We start from the raw sequence: 15,635 nt of genomic DNA on the forward strand, positions 1-15,635 counted from the left end.
ATGGCGGTGTGTGGCAACGCGCATACGCCGGTAATAAAACCCCGCCCGTGCCGGTGCGCGGGCAATGTTTGGAGGTACATATGAATAAGAGAGGGAAGTCGTGGCATCTGATTGTCACGGCGCTGCTGATCGTCGTGTTCTCGTTTACCGCCCTGTTCGGCGTGAGCTACACATACGGCGATACCAAGAACGTCTACATCAAGGGCGCGGAGGATATCCGCTTCGGTATCGACATCCGCGGCGGCGTGGACGTGACGTTCATGCCGGCTGACGGTGTGGAAGCCACCGATGACCAGATGACCGCGGCCAAAACCGTCATCGAAGACCGTCTGGTCGGCCTTGGCATTACCGACTATGAGGATTATGTGGACTATAACAAGGACCGCATCATCGTCCGTTTTCCCTGGAAAACCGGCGAAACCGACTTTAATCCCCAGACCGCCATTGACGAGATCGGCACCACCGCCGAGATGGTGTTCCGCAAGGGCTCTACTGCCGACGGCGAAGAGATCCTGAGCGGTGACGATGTGACGTCCGCAACCGCAGGCTACAACCAGGAAAACGGTTATGTTGTTCAGCTGCAGTTCAGTGCTGACGGTGCCAAAAAGTTTGCTGAGGCCACCACCGAGCTGGCAGCCCAGTCCAACGGCACCATCTCCATCTGGCTGGACGGCGAGAACATCTCCACCGCTACCGTCAAGACTGCCATCACGGACGGCAACGCTGTGATCGAAGGTTCTTTCACCCAGGACCAGGTCACCGCGCTGGCAAACCAGATTAACTCCGGTTCTCTGCCTTTTGCCCTCTCGGCCGAAAGCTTCTCCACCATCAGCCCCACCCTGGGCGCTAAGAGCCTGGATGTGATGGTGCTGGCCGGCATCATTGCCTTTGCCTTTGTGGCTCTGCTCATGATCGTGCGTTACCGTCTGCCCGGTACCATTGCGGTCATCTCTCTGTTTGGCCAGGTTGTCGCCACGCTGGCATTTGTTTCCGGTTACTTCACCGTGTTCAATGGCTCCACGCTGACCCTGCCCGGTATCGCCGGTATCATCCTTGGTATCGGTATGGGCGTTGACGCCAACGTTATCACCGCTGAGCGCATCAAAGAAGAGCTTGGCAACGGCAAAACGCTGGATGGCGCTATCGCCAGCGGCTTCAAGATGGGCCTGACCCCCATCATTGACGGCAACGTGACCATCGTCATCGTTGCAGCCCTGCTGATGGGTGCTTTTGGCCCCACCGATGGCTTCTGGGGCAAGGTGTTCAACCCCATCTTCTTCATGTTTGGTCCTTCCACGGCTGGCAGCATCTACTCTTTCGGCTTCACGCTGCTCACCAGTGTTCTGCTCAACTTTGTCTTTGGCGTGTTTGCAACCCGCATTATGATCCGTGGTGCATCCCGCTGCAAGGTGTTCCGCAACCCCGTTCTGTATGGCGGTTCCAAGGATGGCAAAAAGACTTACAAGTGCCCCAACATCAACTTTGTCGGCAACCGCAAGAAGTTCTACACCTTCTCCGGCGTTCTGGTTGCCGTGGTGCTGGTGTTCAGCTTTGTCTTTGGCGTTACCATGGATATCGAGTTCAAGGGTGGCGCTATGGTTACCGTTGGCTACCAGGGCGATGTTGATCTGAACAATGTCAAGCAGACGGTAGCCGCCGAGCTGGGCCAGAGCAACCTGACCGTACAGACCGGCACTGATGTTTCCGGTGCACAGACCCTGACCATCAACCTGCCCGGCAGCGAGACCCTTTCCACCGAGCAGTTGGACAGCATGATCGAAACCCTGAACACCACCTACCCGGACAACCAGTTTGTCCAGCAGGAAGTCAGCAACGTCAACCCCACCATCGGCAACGAGTTCCTGGCCAAGAGCGTTGTGGCTGTTGTGGCTGCCTGCGTGCTGATTTTGGTGTACGTTGCCGTGCGTTTCCGCCGCATTGGCGGCTGGTCCGCCGGTGCCATGGCAATCGTTGCTTTGCTGCACGATATGTTTGTTGTGTACGGCGTCTTTGTTCTGCTGCGCATTCCCCTCAACGGCAACTTTATTGCAGCTATGCTTACCATTCTGGGCTACTCCATCAACGATACCGTTGTTATCTATGACCGTATCCGCGAGAACACCGGCCTTTACGGCAAAAAGATGTCCCTGCCGGAGCTGGTCAACCTGTCCATCAACCAGAGCTTTGGCCGTTCCATGATGACCAGTATCACCACCTGCATTGCACTGGCAATCGTCTGCGTGGTGTCCATTATCTTCAAGCTGGACAGCATCTTCACCTTTGCGGTGCCGCTGCTGTTTGGCATGGTCAGCGGTGTTTACAGCACCATGTGTATTGCAACCCAGCTGTGGGTCAGCTATAAGACCCGCAAGGCTGCCCCCGCCCCCAAGAAAGCGTAAACCAGGAGGAACTTTGCTATGCGTTGCCCGTACTGCGGTGCCGATGAATCCAAGGTAATTGATTCGCGCCCCACGGAGGACGGCGAAAAGATCCGCCGCCGCCGCGAGTGCCTTTCCTGCAAAAAACGCTTTACCACCTATGAGATCGTGGAAACTGTGCCCCTGATGGTCATCAAAAAAGACCGTTCGCGTGAAGTGTTCGACCGCCAGAAACTGCTCAACGGCATGCTGCGCGCCTGCGAAAAGCGCCCTGTCAGCTATGAGCAGCTGGATGCCGCCGTCAGCCGCATTGAACAGGTGCTGCTGAACTCTTACGACAGGGAAGTGACCTCCGTCTATATTGGGGACCTTGCCATGGAGCAGCTGAAAAAGATGGACGACGTTGCCTATGTGCGCTTTGCTTCCGTCTACCGCCAGTTCAGCGATGTCAACACCTTTATGGATGAGCTGAAAGACATGCTGGATTCCCGCGCCAAAAACGGCGGCATGCAGGGCTAAAATGTGCCCGTAAAGCACTGCTCCAGCTGGTCGATCTGCGCCAGCACCCGTGCAGCTTCCACCGCAAGGTCGGCCTGGTTTTCCGGGTTGGCATACTGCGACAAAACCGCCATGGTTTCGTTCATGCGATCCAGCGCGTTGCGGCGCACCAGCAGCCCCAGCTTTTTGCTGGCCTGCCTTGCACTGTGCGCGGCCTGCCGGAAAGCCTGCTGCGCCTGCGGGTACTGCTGCGTCAGTGTCTGCGCATAAGCGCTTTGCACCTGGGCACGCAGGCTGCCCGCAGTGGCGCTTACATACTGTTTGCAGCCAAGCAGCACCGCCGCCAGCAGGACCAGAATGGCGATGGCATACCAGTTGCGCTTCATTCAAAAACCACCTGTACTTTCCGGTTTTTCAGACCGCCCGTTCTGGGCGGTCTTTTTTTGTATCACAACGCAGCTTTCCTTATTGCCAAGGTAAGCCAGTACCTCTGCCCGCCGCATCCCGCGCCTGGCAAGGTCGGTATCCAGCCAGGCTTCATTGCGCCCCAGCTGGGCCAGATTTTCGGGGTAAACTTCCTGGTCTACCAACAGCGGCAGCAGCGGGCTGTCGTCCGCCATTTTTTGCGCGGCGCTGATGCTCCCGCTGGGCTCCACCACACCCCATACTACCTGCCGCGGGTCAAAAATATCCTTGCCGCGCAGCGCTTCCATCAGATCGCCCGGCGTCATGCGCAGATGCCGCAGTGCATCCTGCCGGATCTGCCCATCCTGGATTACCGTCACCGGTCTCCCAAACAGCAGCGCCGCATAGCCGGGCAGGTAATAGGCGGCGGTTGAGTTCAATATTTCCAGCGCTGCAATCAATAAAATCGGCACCAGGCTGGAAAGCAGCGGCAGATCCGGCTCATCAATGCAGATGGAGGCAACATTGGAAATCATGAACGTTGTTACCAGCTCGGATGGCTGCAATTCCCCCAGCTGCCGCTTGCCCATCAGCCGCATGGCAAAAATAACCACAGCATAAATAATTACGGTATGCAAAACCGATGCAAGCATAAAAACACCTCCTGCGTTTATCCCTGCCGTTTTTGGGTCACACTGAACAGCAAGGGAAGGTGATTACATGACAACTGCGGATAACCAGCCGCTGGGGCAGGCCCTTGCTGAAAATCAGGCGTTTCTGCAAACTATGTTTGGCGGCTCATCGGATTTCTATACCAAAAGCTTTACGATTTGCGGCTGCCGCTGCTGCATCGCCATGTTTGCGGGGCTTTCCTCGCCGGAAAAACTCTGCATCATGGTGCTGCACGCACTGGGTCAAGGCGTGCCGGGCTGCAAGGCCGGGCCGCAGCTGGTGCAGTACCTGGCAGAGCAAAGCTGCCTACCCACAGAGCAAACCCCCATCACCACCCGTACCCAGCTGGTGGAAGCCCTCGCCGGCGGCATGGCCGTGCTGCTGGTGGAGGGCAGCGGCCAGGCGCTGGCGTTTTCCACCCAGGATATGCCGGGCCGCAGCGTGACCAACCCCAGCGGGGAAGGCAACATGCGCGGCCCGCAGGATGCCTTTACCGAGCACCTGCGCAATAACATTTCCCAGCTGCGCCGCCAGTTCCGCACCGGCAGCTTTACGGCGGAGATCTGCACCGCCAACACCCGTGCCAAAACCGAGTACGCCATTTGTTATGATACCGCCCTGGCCCCGGCGGATGTGGTGCAAACCCTCAAACAGCGGCTGGCCGGGGTACAAATCCCCGTCCTGCTGGACAGCACCTATTTTGCCTCGTTCCTCAAGCAGGACAAGCTCAACCTTTTCCCCGCGGCAGCCTATACCGAGCGCCCGGCCACCGCCTGCGCCCGCATCTGTGAGGGCAAAATCGTTATCCTTGTATCCGGCAGCCCGCTTGCCATGGTGGTGCCCAGCTTTTTTGCCGAGCACTTTGAATGCCTGGACGATTATTCTTCCGGCGCAGTGTTTGCCGGTCTCATCCGCCTGCTCAAATATCTGGCGTTTTTGCTGGCGGTGTTTGGGCCAGGGCTGTATGTCATGGCGGTCAGCTTTGCGCCGGAGCTGATCCCCGTGCACCTGCTGGCCAAACTGGCCCAGGGCGAAGCCTCCACGCCGCTACCGCCCATGCCGGAAATGCTGGCCGTGACCCTGCTGCTGGAAATTGTGCGTGAAGCCGGGCTGCGCGCCCCCAAATCCATCAGCCACACCGTCAGCCTTGTGGGGGCGCTCATCATTGGCGAAACCGCTGTCTCGGCGGGCATCATCAGCGTGCCGGTGCTCACCATGGCCGCGGCGGCCACCATCGCCACCCTGGCAGTCCCGGCGCTGTATGAACAGTCGATTCTGTTCCGCTTTGCGGTCATACTGCTGGCGGGACTGTTCGGTGTGCCGGGGCTGGCCTGCGGGGCGCTGCTGATTCTGGCCATGGCCTGCGGCAGCGACCCGTTCGGTTATGATTATCTTTACCCGCTCATGCCGCCGGGCAAGGCAGCCTTGCGGGATGGTTTTGTGCGGGCCATCTGGTCCCGCCTGGCACAAAAAGGGGAGGTGCTGCCGCGCCATGCAAAAGAGTAATGTGGATTTTTACCCCGTGCTGCTCCTCAGCATTCTGGCCGATACGCTGCTGCGGCTACACACCGGTTATTGGGCGCGGGCAGGGCTGCTGGCTCTGCCCGCCAGCGCGGCGGTGCTGGCCGCTGTGCTTCTGTTAGTGTCGACCAGCTGGCAGGGAAACGCCCTGCTGCAAAAAGTTCTCTGTGTTTTGCTGGCAATCAGTTCAGCATTGGAAATTCTGCGCCTGCACGCCCTGTTTGGCAGCGTGTACCCCGGTACACTGGGGCTGGCGGGCACCTGTTTTGTCGTGCTGGCACCGGTCATCTACCTCCGGCGGGAGCCCGCCCTGCGCCAGACGGCCAACGCCTTGTTGGTGTTCGGTGCCGCGTGTATGGCAATCATGGTACTCTCGGTCGCGCCGCGCCTGCGTGTACCCAACCTGCATGCGGCACCGCTGACAGGGCAGGACTGGCAGGCGGCGTTTGTTTCTCAGCTGGCGCTCCCGCCGGAATATCTGCTGTTTGCCCTTTGGCCTCCGCAGCCCGGCCAGCGCTGCCGCAAGGCAGCAACATTTGCCGCGTCAGCACTGGGCTTTGATGCCGCGGTCCACCTGCTGCTGGAGCTGTTTTTTGGCGCGGCCATGCCCACCCGCCAAACCCCGGTGCAGGGGGCTGCACAGTGCGGGGCGCTTTCAATTTTTAACCGGCTGGAATGGCTGCAAATTTTGCTGTGGTGCATGGTAGTCACGGTGCGGCTGGCACTGTACCTGTATGCCATGGTGGAACTGTGGGGTGGCCGCGCCGGGGCGGGCAGTGCTGCCACCGGGCTGGACCGTTACCCGCTGTACTTTGGCGGCATGGCTCTGCTGTGTGCTGTGCTGCGCACCGTGCCGCTGGAACAGGCATTTTATTGGCGCAGTGCCGTCTGCTGGGGCTTCGCTGCGGTTGTGATGGTAACAGGAGGCTGCCAATGGCTGGTATCATGCATAAAACATCCCGCCTGATGGCGGCGGTGCTGCTGGGCTGCCTGTTGGCGGGCTGCGGCGGGCAGCTGCTTTCCCACAGGGAAATTGTGCGGGCGGTGTTTTTTACCGCGCAGGATGCCGGCTACACGGTCACGCTTTTGACCAGTGACCAGCAAAGCGAGGATTCCGCCGCCTGCAAAACCTTTACAGGCAGCGGCGCTACCTGTGCTGCCGCCTGGAATGCCGCCGCCCAAACCATGAACGGCCAGCCGTTTTACGGCCTGATGGACCTTGCCGTTCTGCCTGCCGGGTGCAGCTGGCCGCTGGCAGAAGAAATCGCTCAGCTGTTGCAAAGCACCGCCCGCCCCGCGCCGGAAATCGCCGTGTTTGTGCTGGATCCTGCCGTGCAGATGCCCATCCAGGACCAAACGCCGACCTTGTACGAAAACTTGAAAGCTCTGGAAGAAAAGCAGCAGCTGCACTGCGGCCTGCAAACCCTGTTTGATAACGCCGAAACCGCCGCTGTGCCCGTCAGTGCGGGCGGGGAATACGCCATGCTGTTTTATGATACCGCTGCCAATACAGCCCGCCAGACGCAAAGCCCGTTGGCTGCCCAGCTGGCGGCTATTCTGTGCGGCCAGGCCCATCGGTTGGACTGCACGTTGCCGGATGACCTGTACCTTGCCGCCAAAGCCGCCGCCGATGTGCAGGTACTGGCCCCCGGCAGCGTGCGGGTAAACCTGACCCTGCGGGATGTGGAACTGAAAGACCTGACTCCCGCCGCCCGCCCGGATACCGAACTGCAGGTGGCATTTGCCGCAGCCGCCAACCGGGAATTTGACGGTTTGATAACGGGACTGTACGGAATAAACGGCCCGGATGCCGACCCGCTCGACCTGTGTTTCTGGCTGCAAAACCGTTATGGCAGCACGCAGGGGGCGCTGCGGGCGGAGCTTACCCTGCACTGGCACCGCCCCGGCGAAGGCTGATCCCCACCAAAGCACGCCTTTATTTGCAGTGCCAGTGTGCCATTCAGCCGGGCAGTCTGCCAGCCAAGACCAAAAAACAGATAGAAAACAGCCCGGAGCGCTAATAAATTACAACGAATAAACGATAAAAAACACTGTTCACAAAAATTTTATACTTCAAGGGGTTGATTTTTGGCAAAGGAACGCTATAATAGATTTAGCACTCAAGAGAAAAGAGTGCTAAACAAAATGTTTCAAAGAAACTTTAATTATAGGAGGATATTTCATCATGAAAATCAAACCTCTTGCTGATCGCGTTGTGATCAAACTCGTTGAAGAAGAAGAAACCTCCAAGGGCGGCCTGATCCTGACCGGTTCCGCCAAGGAAAAGCCGCAGGTTGCTGAAGTTATCGCAGTCGGCCCCGGCGGCAATGTCGATGGCAAAGACGTTGAGATGATCGTCAAAGTTGGCGATAAGGTTCTCACCAGCAAGTACTCCGGCACCGAAGTCAAGGTTGACGGCGAGGAATGCACCATTGTCCGCCAGAGCGATATCCTGGCAATCGTTGAGTAAACTTTAACTGTTCTTACTGATAAAAGGAGATGCTGATTTATGGCAAAACAGATTAAGCAGGGCGAAGACGCCCGCAAGGCTCTTTGCGCCGGCATTGACCAGTTGGCTGATACCGTTAAGATCACCCTGGGCCCCAAAGGCCGCAACGTTGTTCTGGGCAAGAAGTTCGGCAGCCCAGTCATCACCAACGATGGCGTTACCATCGCAAAGGAAATTGAGCTGAAAGACGCTTTCGAGAACATGGGTGCACAGCTCGTGCGTGAAGTTGCCACCAAGACCAATGATGCTGCCGGCGACGGCACCACCACCGCTACCGTTCTGGCACAGGCTCTTGTTACCGAGGGCATGAAGAACGTTACCGCCGGTGCAAACCCGATGGACATCAAGCGCGGCATCCAGAAGGCTGTCAACACCGCTGTTGAGGCCGTCAAGGCACACAGCCAGAAAGTCAACGGCAGCAAGGATATCGCCCGTGTTGGTACCGTTTCTGCCGGTGATGCACAGATCGGCCAGCTGATCGCTGACGCTATGGAAAAGGTTACTGCTGACGGCGTGATCACCATTGAGGAGAACAAGACCACTGCTGAAACCTACACCGAGGTAGTGGAAGGCATGCAGTTTGACCGTGGCTACGTTACCCCGTACATGGTCACCGATACCGAGAAGATGGAAACCGTTTACGAGGACTGCAGCGTGCTGATCACCGATAAAAAGATCAGCGTGTTCCAGGATATCGTTCCTCTGCTGGAGTCCGTGATCCAGTCCGGCCGCAAGCTGCTCATCATCGCTGAGGATGTTGAGGGCGACGCACTGTCCAACCTCATCATCAACCGTCTGCGCGGCGGCCTGAATGTGGTTGCTGTCAAGGCTCCCGGCTTTGGCGACCGCCGCAAGGAAATGCTGCAGGATATCGCCATCCTGACCGGCGGCACCGTCATCAGCAGCGACCTGGGCTATGAGCTCAAGGACGCTACCATCCAGCTGCTGGGCAGCGCCCGCCAGGTCAAGGTTGGCAAGGAGAACACCACCATCGTCGGTGGCGCTGGCGATAAGCAGGCCATTGCTGACCGCGTTGCCCAGATCCGTTCCCAGATCGCTTCCGCTACCTCTGACTTTGACCGTGAAAAGCTGCAGGAACGCCTGGCCAAGCTGGCTGGCGGCGTAGCTGTCATCAAGGTCGGCGCTGCTACCGAAGTTGAGATGAAGGATAAGAAGCTCCGCATCGAGGACGCCCTGAACGCAACCAAGGCTGCTGTTGAAGAGGGCATCGTTGCTGGCGGCGGCACCGCTACCATCAACGCTATCCCCGCTGTTGATAAGCTGGTCAGCGAGCTGGAAGGCGATGAGCGCACTGGCGCTAAGATCGTCCGCAAGGCTCTGGAAGCTCCTCTGCGCCAGATCGCCGCAAACGCTGGCCTGGAAGGCAGCGTTATCATCAACAACATTCTGCAGGCCGGCAAGCCCAACTACGGCTATGACGCCCAGAAGGAAGAATATGTTGACGACATGATCGAAGCCGGCATTGTTGACCCGACCAAGGTCACCCGCTCCGCTCTGGAGAATGCTTCCAGCGTTGCCGCTATGGTTCTGACCACCGAAAGCCTGGTCGCTGACCTGCCGGAGCCCCCGGCACCGGCAGCCCCCGCCGGCGGTGACATGGGCGGCATGTACTAATAACTGCCAAAAAACCGCATGAATCCTTGATTTTTGGAGCGCGCAAAAGCGGATTTACGCCAAACTTACGCCACTTACGCCAAAAATCAAAGCGCACTATAGGGTAACAGAATCGGCACCCGCTGAAAAGCGGGTGCCGATTTTTTTGTCTAGGGGATTTGAAGACTCATGAAACCCACTGATGGATTCTGCGAGCGGCAGACTGTCAGCGGCCTTATTGTTGACGAAAAACAAAGGTAGGGATACAATAATAAAAAAGAATGTAAAACCGGAAGGGAGCGTGCCGCCATGGAAAATCAGAGGGATTTCTGCACAGAATGCCGCAGAGAAACAAACTACACCTTGAAGAAAATCAAAATCAACCGGACCATCCGGGAAAAGGAGTATACTTTTGAAATCACGGCTGCTTTCTGCAACAAATGCGGCGGCGAAATGGGCTAAAGAAGCATACTGCAACAATGATATAAAAGTAGTTTCTTTTCGTGTGAGGTAGAATCAATGAATGCTGACTATGTTGAAAATATCATTCGAAATATTGATAAGCAATCTTATAAATGTATCTTAGTTGATGGCGCTTGGGGAATTGGTAAATCTTATGTTGTAGAAAAGGCACTTGAAGATAAAAAAGATAGAACCTGTATGGTTTCGTTATTTGGAATGGAGGATGTTCAGCAGATATATCATGAAATTTTATATCAGCTGCTTCTTCATACATCAAACGGAGGGAAGATTGTTGAATTCCTAAAAGACTCATTCAGAATCCTCGGAAATTTTGATGATAGAGCAAAAAGTGTAAGCACAATTTTAGAAAGCCATTTTTCTGAAGAAGATATGGTGAACTCTATTACACGAAAATTTGATGAAGGGCACATTGTTGTAATCGATGATTTGGAACGGTGCAAAGAAAGCATTGAATTGAGAGATTTTTTTGGCGTGGTTGAAAAACTGAAATCTAATAATCATATTCAGGTGGTTCTTATTGCAAACTCTGAAGAAATTACAGATAAGAAGGATTTTGAGAAATATAGGGAAAAAGTGATTGATCGGACTTTTACTATTACAGAGAACTCCAAAAGTGCTAATTGGTCTAAATTGGGAATACAAGGTGATTTTGCTGATGAACTGTGCAAAAATCACCCGATAAAAAATTTGAGAACACTTCAAAAAGCTCAAGACTTTTATAATGATGTAAAACAGTATGCCAAATCAATTCATGACGAAATGTTTATGAATGAGGTTCGGCTTATATGCTTTGCAATCGTTATTGAAGATACAGACAAACTCTATTATAAACCGCTCACTGAAGAAGAAACAAAAAGTGAGTTCGACAAAACAGTAAGAACACTTCAAAACTACTTTGAATCGAGAGTCAAACAATATCTACTCGGAATAAAGTCAAGCGATGCTCTTATAAATGAATTGTATTCATACTATGAGAGTAAAAGGCCACTGACAGAGGAGGACCTTAAAGTCCAGCATAAATTATTTGTTGAAGTAGGAATCAAACCGAATTTTTATAAAACAGACGATGAAATAGCAGAGTACTTAAAAAGCTGGAAAGAAAAACTGACAGATGCTAAAACGTCCTATGATTTGACAATGACTGCCAATGAACTGGATACTTGGTGGTGTGTCTTGAATGACGATGATGGCGAATTGCTTGATACCTATAAATCAATGCTAATGACAGTGTTTGCAGAAGAATTTTCTGGCGAGGGTGTGAAAAGGGTGAGCTCTTATGATAGCCAATATTTCATGAATATAAATCAGAGTATTAGTGAATCTTACAATGAAGTTCTTCGCACGGCACGAGAAAATCTCGCAGACAAGTACATTGAATACCTTCGCAAACGAATAGATGATAAATGTTCTGAAGAATATGCTGGACAACTTTCAATTTGGCATTTTGAAAGGGCACGCATGAGCGATATCCTTGAAGGAAAGCTAGACGAGTTCCTTGATAGAAAGTATTTTCCGCTGGCCCCAATGAATCAATACAAAGAGAACAGTAGCTATACATTATTGGCGATTCTATTTGATGCACGGAAAGAACAGCTATTTGAAAAGTATGAAGAACTAAAGCCTACATTCAGTAAAATGGATAGGTATAGAACAGAACATTATTTTGAAGTTATGAGAACATCCCACAGGTAAAATATAGCATATAGCAAAAACAGCCGCCCAGCGACCTTACGGTCTCGCTGGGCGGCTTATTTTTTGCGTTTCTAGAGCAGATATTCTTCGTAGCGGTGCATCTCGTTCTGTTCTTCTTCGGTCAGGCGCTGGCGCTGTTTGCGAGCCTCGTCCGAGGGGGCGATGTCGGTCAGACCCAGCAGGTAGTCGGCAGAGGTGCCATAGTACCTGCAAATGGCAATCAACATCTCGTGGTTTGGGGAACTCTTTTCATGCTCCCAACTGCGGATGGTAGAGGTTGCAACATTAAGGGCTTTGGCGAGATCTTCCTGCGTTTGGTTATTCCAATCTCGCAGGTCGGCTAATCGTGCTCCAATCATCTTTTTCCCGCCTTTCTTTGCCATAAGTATAGGTGCTTCATATCACTTTTGGTAAAAAACGCCGAGAATCTTGTTAATTTGCCTCGAAGGCGATAAGATACTTGTTAGTATAGGCTGAAAGTGCTAAGAACATTATCACTTCCACCGCAACGCTAAGGCAAAGCGAGGGAATCCCCGTTGGAACAACTGATCGACTTTCACGCACCGGAAGTGCAGGCGGTGCTGGATACGCTACTAAAAGATGTACTGATTTAATAGCCGCACCGCATAAAGTAATATGTAGGGCCGCAGTCCGTAAGGGCTGCGGCCCTTTTTGCGGTTTTGCAGCCAATAAGAGCAGAAATAATAAAGTGAAAGATAAAATAAATATAACATCGTACAATCCATGCGGATGTGTCTTTTTTTCGCTTGATTCTGCACCGCAAAACTGGTATGCTTTTCAAGTATGCCATGTGTATTGTACATGATGGCACGATGGAACGCGGAGGTACGGGAATGCCGGAGCAGAACAATAAGCTGAAACTTGTGCGCGCGGTGATGCTGTGCGTTACATTGGCCATCATGGCGGCAATCTTTCTGTTTTCCGCCCAGCCGGGGGAGAGCTCCTCTGCCCTCAGCCAGCAGATAACGGAAAAAGTGGAATCCACCGCGGCTCACCGCCTGACCCCCAAGTGGTTCAGCAGCCAGAACGACAATGCCAACATTCGCAAGTGGGCACATGTTTATATTTACTGTGCTCTCGGTGTCAGCACCGCCGTCACCGTCCATCTGTTTGGCAGCGCAGGCAAAGCGGGCGGGGCCAAACAGCTTGTGCAAGAAGCACTGATCAGCGCTGTGACCTGTACCGCCTATGCGGGCACTGATGAATTCCACCAGCTCTTTATCCCGGGCCGCGCCGGAATGATTCAGGATGTCGGCGTGGATGCGCTCGGTTTTTTGCCCTGCATTGCCATCACTTTTCTGGTCACTGCCTGGCTGCGGCACAAAGCGGCCAAAACACAACAATAAAAATAATAACACCACCTGCCGGGGCAGGGAAAGCAGCATTGCGCTGCTTTCCCACACGCCCGGCGGGTGGTGTTGTTTGTGGTCTGTTTTAGGGTTTATCTGAAAAGTTGAAAATTTACAAGCACCGCCGAATTTTGCGTTAAAAAGCCTTGGAGTCCACAAAGGATTCCAAGGCTCTTTGCCTTAAATCCTGCTTGTGTTTGCGAAATATCCGTCATTTTCTTTGGCTTCAGATACACCTTAACCTTTCAGGGCAATGGCGTGTACTTCGGCCAGCGGGCCGTCTCCGCGCAGGTAGAGGGTCACATATTTCATCTGCCCGTCCGCCCCGTAATCTTCCAGCTCATCGCGCCCAATGATCTGCCGCGCAGTGTGCTCAGTTCCGGCGGTATCCGTGCTGCGGCTTTCCAGCAGGATAAATTCAGCGCCCGGCAAAAATTTCAGCTCTTCCGGCACCGCAGCGGCGGGGTAGTCGGCCTGTCCCAATACCCCATAATCCGCATCCATCTGCAGCACCCGCACCGCTTGGGCAGCATACAAAAAGGAAAGTTTGGCGGTAAAACCCTGCTCGGTTTTGTTGGTGTCGTCCCAGCTGCTGCTTTCAGTCTGTGCCGCGCTGACCGAGAGGGACAGGCTGGAACCTTCCAGATTTTGCGTGCTGCAGGTTACGCGCTGGCCCTCCGCCAGGTAGATCTGCCCGTCCGCTGTCTGGTATACCGGGCTGAATGTAAAGCCGGTAATATCTCCACGAATCTGGCCGATATCGGCATACAGCGTGCCGGTCATGCTCTCGGTGGTTTCACTGCCGTTGTATGCGCTGTTGTAGGCAAGGCCGCTGAAATACGGGTCAGCCCCACTGCCAAGATAAACAGTATCGCCGTCATCCTCCGCCGTGTTCTGGCACAGCGCATAACCGGTCACATTGGGGAAAATATTCCGCCACTGCGCACCCTCCGGCCGGTCGGCGCTGCTCCAGTCCGCGTACAGACGGGCAGGGGAACGATCACCGGAAAGAAAATGCTCGGAAAAATAGGGGATGCTCTCCCATGTGGCGTACCCGCCGATCAAAGTATCCTGCCCTGCCGCGCCCTGCGGTACCGCCAGCCGGCAGCCGCCCAACAGGCAGGCCAGGGCAGCGGCACCCGCACCGAATAACATATTATGTTTCATCACAATCACCTTCATCCAGTTCGCCGTCAAATTTCAAAATATCGCCAACATCACATTGCAGATAGTAACAGATGCGGTTGATGGTGTGGAACCGCACACCTTTGGCTTTTCCGCTGCGCAGGATGGAAAGGTTTGCTTCGGTAATGCCCACCCTGGCGCAAAGTTCTTTGGCCGTTATGCCGCGTGCCCGCAGCTGTTCATCCAGATACACTTTGATCGCCATCAGATGAACCCCTCGTTTTCTTCCCGCAGGGCGCAGCCTTCGGCCAGCCAGCGGCTGAACAGCAGCGCTGCTACCGCAAACAGAATGGGCAGCAGGGCAATGTGCAGCCCGCTGTTCATCTGGTGCAGCTGCCCGGCGGCGCAAAGCTGTACTGCCAAAAACACTGCTTGTACTGTAACATCCACCGCCGCAGCTCCGCCGGCCAGTGTGCCGCAGTGCGCGGCGGCCTGTGCCATGCCGGGGGCAAAACGATCCGCCTTGGCGAGCTTAACCAGCTGCAGCAGCCCATGTACAATGCCAAGGTTCAGCAGGGCAGGCAGGCTTTGCACCAGCCAGCCGCAGACCAGAAATAAAGCGGTGGGGTTCAGCGTGCCGAAAGCTGTATTGTCCAGCATGGTGTTTGCCTGCCGCACGGCGGCAATCTGCCCGCGCAGATCCAGCACCCCCACGCCAAACACGGAAACAACAAACGCGCCGTCCAGCAGGCAAAGCCCTATCTGCATCCCGTGCAGCAGGCTGCTGGTGTTCAGGCTGCGCCGATGCAGCGCCCCCAACAGCAGCCAGACGGCACAGGCCAGCGCAACGGCCCAAATCAGCTGCCCCAGCATGGCCACGACAACTTCTTGCGGCAGGCCGCCCATCCGCTGGGCCAGCAGCCCCGGATTGATGAGAAAATAGAGCGCAAGCCCCAGCACCGCGCTGAACCCAACCAGCGGCCAGTGGTGCCGGATATCCCGCAGCGCAATCCCGGCGGGCAGCAGGCAGAGCAGGGCATACAGCCCGCAGGCCGCCACATTGCCCACACTGCCGCTTAACGAAAGCACCCGCAGCCCGGCCCCGATGCTGACCCAGGGGAACGCCAGCCACCCGGCCTCGACCGGTGCGAACCATGCCCCCAGCGCACAGGCCGCGGCAAGCCCCGCCAGCCCGCCATAAAATACACGGAAACGCTTCATCGCTTCCACATCCTTTCTGATAGAGTAAAATTATAATAAAACAATAATTTTGCTATCATCAGCGTACCACATGAATTATCGTTTGTCAATAATTCCACTGCAAAATCTTTTGCAATGCTTTGCTGCACCCGAAAAGACAGAAAAGAA

16 protein-coding genes are annotated in these 15,635 nt (G+C 54.8%); 9 read left to right on the top strand and 7 right to left on the bottom strand.

The genetic code is table 11. From position 1 onward, the window contains the following. Positions 1–80: 80 nt before the first annotated feature. A complete protein-coding gene (secF, locus tag PG062_RS09075) occupies positions 81–2,399 on the top strand; it encodes a protein translocase subunit SecF (protein ID WP_270752055.1) in 2,319 nt (772 codons plus the stop codon). Positions 2,400–2,417: 18 nt separating this feature from the next. Continuing rightward, positions 2,418–2,897: a transcriptional regulator NrdR gene (gene nrdR, locus PG062_RS09080; protein ID WP_113999440.1), complete on the top strand. Its 480-nt coding sequence runs from the start codon at positions 2,418–2,420 to the stop codon at positions 2,895–2,897. Here the strand turns inward: nrdR and PG062_RS09085 are convergent. Continuing rightward, positions 2,894–3,262 (bottom strand): DUF4363 family protein, encoded by a 369-nt coding sequence (locus PG062_RS09085; protein ID WP_270752056.1) that lies wholly within the window; start codon positions 3,260–3,262, stop codon positions 2,894–2,896. The two genes, nrdR and PG062_RS09085, sit on opposite strands and share 4 nt — an antisense overlap. After that, positions 3,263–3,934, bottom strand: a complete 672-nt coding sequence (locus PG062_RS09090) for a DUF421 domain-containing protein (RefSeq protein ID WP_270752057.1) — start codon at positions 3,932–3,934, stop codon at positions 3,263–3,265. It abuts the gene before it with no gap. Between the two features lie 67 nt (positions 3,935–4,001). On the opposite strand from PG062_RS09090, the gene PG062_RS09095 reads away from it, so the two are divergent. From PG062_RS09095 to groL, 5 genes are all read left to right on the top strand, one after another. Beyond that, positions 4,002–5,459: a spore germination protein gene (locus PG062_RS09095; RefSeq protein WP_113999443.1), complete on the top strand. Its 1,458-nt coding sequence runs from the start codon at positions 4,002–4,004 to the stop codon at positions 5,457–5,459. Further along, positions 5,446–6,441 carry a hypothetical protein gene (locus tag PG062_RS09100; RefSeq protein WP_270752058.1) on the top strand — a complete coding sequence of 332 codons (996 nt, stop codon included), beginning with the start codon at positions 5,446–5,448 and terminating at the stop codon, positions 6,439–6,441. The genes PG062_RS09095 and PG062_RS09100 overlap by 14 nt, the downstream gene beginning before the upstream one ends. Continuing rightward, a complete protein-coding gene (locus tag PG062_RS09105; RefSeq protein WP_270752059.1) occupies positions 6,408–7,391 on the top strand; it encodes a hypothetical protein in 984 nt (327 codons plus the stop codon). The genes PG062_RS09100 and PG062_RS09105 overlap by 34 nt, the downstream gene beginning before the upstream one ends. A gap of 268 nt (positions 7,392–7,659) precedes the next feature. Then, a complete protein-coding gene (locus PG062_RS09110; protein WP_113999446.1) occupies positions 7,660–7,944 on the top strand; it encodes a co-chaperone GroES in 285 nt (94 codons plus the stop codon). 39 nt (positions 7,945–7,983) lie between these two features. Further along, the gene (groL, locus tag PG062_RS09115) at positions 7,984–9,618 is read left to right on the top strand and encodes a chaperonin GroEL (RefSeq protein WP_113999447.1); all 1,635 of its coding nucleotides are present in this window, start codon (positions 7,984–7,986) and stop codon (positions 9,616–9,618) included. A 96-nt stretch (positions 9,619–9,714) separates the two neighbouring features. Here the strand turns inward: groL and PG062_RS09120 are convergent, their stop codons facing one another. Further along, positions 9,715–10,077: a hypothetical protein gene (locus PG062_RS09120; RefSeq protein ID WP_270752060.1), complete on the bottom strand. Its 363-nt coding sequence runs from the start codon at positions 10,075–10,077 to the stop codon at positions 9,715–9,717. Positions 10,078–10,116: 39 nt separating this feature from the next. On the opposite strand from PG062_RS09120, the gene PG062_RS09125 reads away from it, so the two are divergent. Next, positions 10,117–11,772 (top strand): P-loop NTPase fold protein, encoded by a 1,656-nt coding sequence (locus PG062_RS09125; protein ID WP_270752061.1) that lies wholly within the window; start codon positions 10,117–10,119, stop codon positions 11,770–11,772. Between the two features lie 71 nt (positions 11,773–11,843). Here PG062_RS09125 and PG062_RS09130 read toward each other — a convergent pair whose 3' ends face one another. Then, positions 11,844–12,131, bottom strand: coding sequence for a helix-turn-helix transcriptional regulator (locus PG062_RS09130; RefSeq protein WP_270752062.1), 288 nt, complete (start codon positions 12,129–12,131; stop codon positions 11,844–11,846). Between the two features lie 450 nt (positions 12,132–12,581). On the opposite strand from PG062_RS09130, the gene PG062_RS09135 reads away from it, so the two are divergent. After that, positions 12,582–13,139 carry a VanZ family protein gene (locus tag PG062_RS09135; RefSeq protein WP_270752063.1) on the top strand — a complete coding sequence of 186 codons (558 nt, stop codon included), beginning with the start codon at positions 12,582–12,584 and terminating at the stop codon, positions 13,137–13,139. A 240-nt stretch (positions 13,140–13,379) separates the two neighbouring features. On the opposite strand, the gene PG062_RS09140 is transcribed toward PG062_RS09135, so the two are convergent. Genes PG062_RS09140 through PG062_RS09150 form a run of 3 tightly spaced genes read right to left on the bottom strand, consistent with a single transcriptional unit; the run spans position 13,380 to position 15,488 of the window. Continuing rightward, a complete protein-coding gene (locus tag PG062_RS09140; protein ID WP_270752064.1) occupies positions 13,380–14,309 on the bottom strand; it encodes a hypothetical protein in 930 nt (309 codons plus the stop codon). Then, positions 14,299–14,532: a helix-turn-helix domain-containing protein gene (locus PG062_RS09145; protein WP_113999450.1), complete on the bottom strand. Its 234-nt coding sequence runs from the start codon at positions 14,530–14,532 to the stop codon at positions 14,299–14,301. Before PG062_RS09145 ends, PG062_RS09140 begins: the two co-directional genes overlap by 11 nt. Beyond that, positions 14,532–15,488, bottom strand: coding sequence for a hypothetical protein (locus PG062_RS09150; protein WP_270752065.1), 957 nt, complete (start codon positions 15,486–15,488; stop codon positions 14,532–14,534). Before PG062_RS09150 ends, PG062_RS09145 begins: the two co-directional genes overlap by 1 nt. Between the last annotated feature and the right edge of the window lie 147 nt (positions 15,489–15,635).

It is taken from the genome of Gemmiger qucibialis (genome assembly GCF_027689445.1).
Classification (GTDB): Bacteria; Bacillota; Clostridia; order Oscillospirales; family Ruminococcaceae; genus Gemmiger; species Gemmiger qucibialis.